Genomic DNA, 4,973 nt, shown 5'->3' with positions numbered 1-4,973 from the left:
GGCGAATTGCAATTCGCCCTTATAATAATCATTAGTCACTAGTCATTAGTGACTGGTCACTATAAAGTATATTCTCCAAGAACAATGCATGACCAGGAACGGAGTACCCTGCTTTGGAGCGGTTTTTGCTAAGTAAAACTTGCTCAAATCCTTCTAAGGTCATTTTTCCTGTTCCTACCTCCAAAAGCGTCCCAACAATGGCGCGTACCATGTTGCGCAAGAATCGGTCGGCAGTGATTCTAAAAATAAGCAATCCTCCTTCTTGTCGCCAATAGGCTTCTGTCAGATGACAGATATAGGTTTTGACATCGGTATTTACTTTTGAAAAACACTGAAAATCAGTATGTCTTAAAAGAATCTCGCAAGCCTTATTCATCTGGATAAGGTCAAGGGACTGATATACATAATAATGTTGCTCGTACAAGAAAGGATCTTTTTCTAAGGAAATGAAATACTGATAAGTACGTGAAATCGCATCAAAGCGAGCATGGGCATCATCTTTAACAGCGAAAATATCTTTGATAGCTATTTCCTTGGGAAGAAAAGAGTTGAGTTTGTTCACTAAGTTTTCAGGTAGGGGAGTGTCAAGATCAAAATGAGCAAAATAGTCCCTCGCATGTACGCCTGTATCAGTGCGGCCTGCCCCTACTATGGCAATTTCTGTACGTAATAGTAATGACAAGGCGTTCTCTATCTCCTCCTGTACCGAAGGTGCTTTGGGCTGTCGCTGCCAGCCTTTGTAATTTTTTCCATTATAGGAGAGTCGTATAAAATAACGCACTATGTTTGTTTTCAGTAAGTTAAAAAAGTCCTTCTATGCTTCCCTTTCCCTCACGGATAAGCTCAGGCACTCCGCTAGAAAGGTCTATAATAGTGGAAGCCACATTGTCCCCATAGCCTCCGTCTATGACGATATCTACCTTATCCTGCCATTTCTCAAAGATAAGTTCGGGGTCGGTGGTGTATTCTACAACCTCATCTTCGTCATAGATAGAAGAAGAAACAATTGGGTTACCTAGTTTCTCTACCAAGGCACGGGCTATTGTATTGTCAGGCACACGAATCCCTACGGTCTTTTTCTTCTTAAATTCCTTAGGAAGGTTATTGCTTCCTGGGAGGATAAAGGTATAAGCCCCAGGTAATGCACGTTTTAGAAGCTTAAAGGTAGCGGTGTCTATTTGTTTTACATAGTCTGAAAGATGACTGAGATCCGCACAAACAAAGGAGAAATTAGCTTTTTCTAACTTCACACCTTTAAGGTGGGCAATACGTTCCAAAGCTTTGCTATTGGTAATATCACACCCCAAACCATACACTGTATCAGTAGGGTATATGATTACTCCTCCCTCTCTGAGGCACTCCACGACCTTCTGTATTTCCCGCTCATTGGGATTTTCTGGATATATTTTGATGAATTTTGCCATAACACTTTTCGCTATTCATTTTTCATTTTTCGGTCTAAGGGCAAAATTACAATAAATAATTAAAACCATGAATTGGCGAACGTTAAAATTTTTATTTACACACATTTGATTTTCAGTATGTTGCTTTTAATTTTATCAATCGTTAAGACATATTTTGGAAAAAAACAACAGCTATCTCAAGAATAATAAATAAAAAGTCGTACTTTTGCCGAAATTTTCGTAAATGGTAACTATAGACCAACTCAAGGAACTTAGCCAACGAGTAGAACGCTTAGAAAGGTATCTCCAGATTGACAAAAAGAAGATTGAAATTGCCAATGAAGAGGAGAAAACCTTAGCACCTAACTTTTGGGATAACCCAAAAGAAGCACAGCTATTGGTCCAAAAGATTCAATCCCAAAAGAAATGGGTAACCGATTACGAAAAGGCAGTAGAAATGGTGGAAGAACTCCAAATTATGCTGGAGTTTTATAAGGAAGACGCTATTTCGGCTCAGGAAGTGGAGGATTTCTATAGACAAACACTGCATCATATAGAGAATATTGAGTTCCGTAACATGCTTTCGGACGAAGGAGATGCTCTAAGTGCGGTCTTACAAATTACTGCAGGAGCAGGAGGTACTGAGAGCTGTGACTGGGCTTCTATGCTTATGCGTATGTATATGATGTGGGCAAACAAACAGGGCTTTTCTGTCAAGGAACTTAACTTCCAAGAGGGCGATGTGGCAGGAGTAAAGACTGTAACCCTTGAAATAGAGGGCGAATTTGCCTTTGGCTATCTCAAAGGAGAAAATGGGGTGCATCGCCTGGTGCGTATCTCGCCTTTTGATAGCAATGCCAAGCGACATACTTCCTTTGCCTCGGTCTACGTATACCCCTTGGCCGATGATACCATAGAAATAGAAATCAACCCCGCAGATATCTCCTTTGAAACCATGCGCTCTAGTGGGGCAGGGGGACAGAATGTGAATAAGGTAGAAACGGCTGTACGTCTCCGTCACCACCCTACGGGCATTATTATAGAGAACTCCGAGACTCGTAGCCAGTTGGACAACAAAAACAAAGCCTTGCAATTGCTAAAATCTCAACTCTATGAGATAGAACTCAAGAAGCGACAAGCCAAGCGCGATGAGATAGAAGCCAATAAGATGAAGATAGAATGGGGTAGCCAAATTCGTAATTATGTGATGCACCCTTATAAGCTCGTTAAGGATGTTCGCTCAGGTTACGAAACTACCAATGTAGATGCGGTTATGAATGGGGAATTAGATGACTTTCTAAAGGCATATCTCATGCTTATGGGACAACAAAACAATGATTAATTATTAATGGTTAATTGCCAATGGCTAAAGGTCAATTGTCAATAATTAATAAATTAGTCGTTATAGAATGATGAGTACTATAGTAGCTCCTACCCACAGACGAAAAGTCTTTTTTTAGTTAGAAATGTGAGAGATTCCAAATACTGAGAGGTATTTATACAACTTGAGGCATTTGGGAAATAAACAATTATCAATTTGACAATTAACAATTAATAGAGATGGCGAAAAATTTAGTAATTGTAGAGTCTCCTGCCAAGGCAAAAACCATTGAGAAGTTTTTGGGCAATGATTACAAGGTGATGTCCAGCTATGGGCATATTGCTGACCTCCCGGATAAGGAATTAGGGGTGGATGTACAGCATGGCTTTAAGCCTCAGTATCTGGTTTCAGCCGATAAGAGAAGCCTTGTAAAAAGCCTAAAAGAAGAAGTAAAAAAAGTGGATACTGTATGGTTAGCTTCCGATGAGGACCGTGAGGGAGAGGCTATAGCGTGGCACTTAGCCGAAGAACTCAAATTGCCACAGGAGAAAACCAAGCGTATTGTGTTCAACTCCATTACTAAATCTGCCATAGAACACGCCATAAAAAACCCTCGTGGAATAGACTATAACTTGGTCAATGCCCAGCAAGCACGCCGTGTGCTTGATCGCTTAGTGGGATATGAACTCTCTCCTGTACTGTGGAAAAAGATACGCAAGGGGCTATCAGCAGGACGGGTACAATCGGTATCAGTACGCCTAATAGTAGAGCGCGAACGTGAAATACAGGACTTCAAGAGTGAAGCCTCCTATAAGGTTACCGCAGAGTTTCTTACTGCCGAAGGCAAGCTCATCAAGACCCATACCAATAAGTCCTTCCCTAACAAAGAAGCAGCCAACGCATTCTTACAACAGAATATAGGAGCTACCTTTACAGTGGGTAGTTTGGAGACCAAACCTACCAAAAAATCCCCAGCGCCTCCATTTACTACCTCTACCCTTCAGCAGGAGGCTTCCCGTAAGCTCCATTTCTCCGTATCCAAGACGATGCAGCTCGCTCAGCGATTGTATGAATCAGGACTTATCACCTATATGCGTACCGATAGTGTAAACCTATCCCCAGAGGCACTCGCCGCTGCCCAGCAGGAGATAACCCATGCCTACGGAGCAAAATATAGCAAGACTCGCCAATATACCTCCCATTCGAAGGGTGCCCAAGAAGCACACGAGGCGATTCGTCCTACCGATATGGCTGCTCATACCGTAAAAGCCGAAGCAGACCAAGTACGCTTATATGAACTTATTTGGAAGCGCACCATTGCCTCCCAGATGAGTGATGCACAACTGGAACGCACCCAAGTGAAAGTCAATGCCAGTACCCACCCCGAACCATTCTTAGCCAGTGGCGAGGTGATTACCTTTGACGGCTTTCTTAAGGTCTATCTTGAAGGTCGGGATGACGAAGAGGAGGAAAACGAAGGTATGCTCCCAGCGATGAAAGTAGGAGAGCTTTTGACAAATAAAAATATCACAGCCACAGAACGTTTTACCCGTCCTCCTTTCCGTTATACAGAAGCCTCTTTGGTTAAGAAGTTAGAGGAACTTGGTATTGGTCGTCCTTCCACTTATGCCGCGACTATCTCCACCATACAGAACCGTGGCTATGTAGAACGTAGTAATATAGAAGGAGAAAGCCGTCCTTACCTACAACTCTCCTTGGTCAAAGGAGAAATCAAAGAAAAGAAACTCATCGAGAATGTAGGAGCTGATAAGGGTAAACTTATTCCTACTGATATAGGCATGATTGTCAATGACTTCCTTATCACCCACTTTGATAATATTGTGGATTACAATTTTACAGCCAAGGTAGAGGAGGAGTTTGACGATATTGCCTCAGGCAAGGAAGATTGGTCAAAGATGGTAGGACGCTTTTACGATACTTTCCACCCTACTGTAACTGATGTAGAGCAAAATGCGGTACGAGAGACAGGCGAACGCTTTTTAGGTACTGACCCTGCTACAGGAAAGCCCGTAAGTGTGCGTCTTGGTCGTTATGGTGCTATGGTACAGATAGGCTCGGTAGAGGACGAGGAGAAACCCCGCTTTGCCAGCCTTTTGCCTCACCAGTCTATAGACACGATTACCTTTGAAGAAGCCATGAAGCTCTTTGAGCTCCCCCGCAAGTTAGGTGTATTCCAAGGTAAGGAGGTAGAAGCGAACATAGGGCGTTTTGGTCCTTATATCCGCTTT

At 42.5% G+C, this 4,973-nt stretch carries 4 protein-coding genes; 2 read left to right on the top strand and 2 right to left on the bottom strand.

Annotated features, from left to right (window positions below):
* Positions 1 to 31: 31 nt before the first annotated feature.
* A complete protein-coding gene (gene truA, locus Q0625_RS07235) occupies positions 32 to 781 on the bottom strand; it encodes a tRNA pseudouridine(38-40) synthase TruA (RefSeq protein ID WP_298825160.1) in 750 nt (249 codons plus the stop codon).
* A 19-nt stretch (positions 782 to 800) separates the two neighbouring features.
* On the bottom strand, positions 801 to 1,424 hold the full coding sequence (locus Q0625_RS07230) for an L-threonylcarbamoyladenylate synthase (RefSeq protein ID WP_298825158.1): 624 nt from the start codon (positions 1,422 to 1,424) through the stop codon (positions 801 to 803).
* Between the two features lie 223 nt (positions 1,425 to 1,647).
* Here Q0625_RS07230 and prfB point away from each other — a divergent pair, with 223 nt between their 5' ends.
* Complete coding sequence (gene prfB / locus Q0625_RS07225; RefSeq protein ID WP_298825156.1) at positions 1,648 to 2,745, top strand: peptide chain release factor 2; 1,098 nt, start codon at positions 1,648 to 1,650, stop codon at positions 2,743 to 2,745.
* A 218-nt stretch (positions 2,746 to 2,963) separates the two neighbouring features.
* Positions 2,964 to 4,973: type I DNA topoisomerase (gene topA, locus Q0625_RS07220; protein WP_298825155.1), on the top strand; the 2,010-nt coding region annotated here is incomplete at its 3' end.

The organism is uncultured Capnocytophaga sp., from assembly GCF_938029845.1.
Taxonomy (GTDB): Bacteria; Bacteroidota; Bacteroidia; order Flavobacteriales; family Flavobacteriaceae; genus Capnocytophaga.
This window is presented reverse-complemented; position numbering and strand designations above follow the sequence as displayed.

What these genes read in the sequence shown, in the direction of transcription:
- prfB (WP_298825156.1), top strand. Translation starts at nt 1,648, where the DNA reads ATGGTAACTATAGACCAACTCAAGGAACTTAGCCAACGAGTAGAACGC.
- Q0625_RS07230 (WP_298825158.1), bottom strand. Translation starts at nt 1,424, where the DNA reads ATGGCAAAATTCATCAAAATATATCCAGAAAATCCCAATGAGCGGGAA.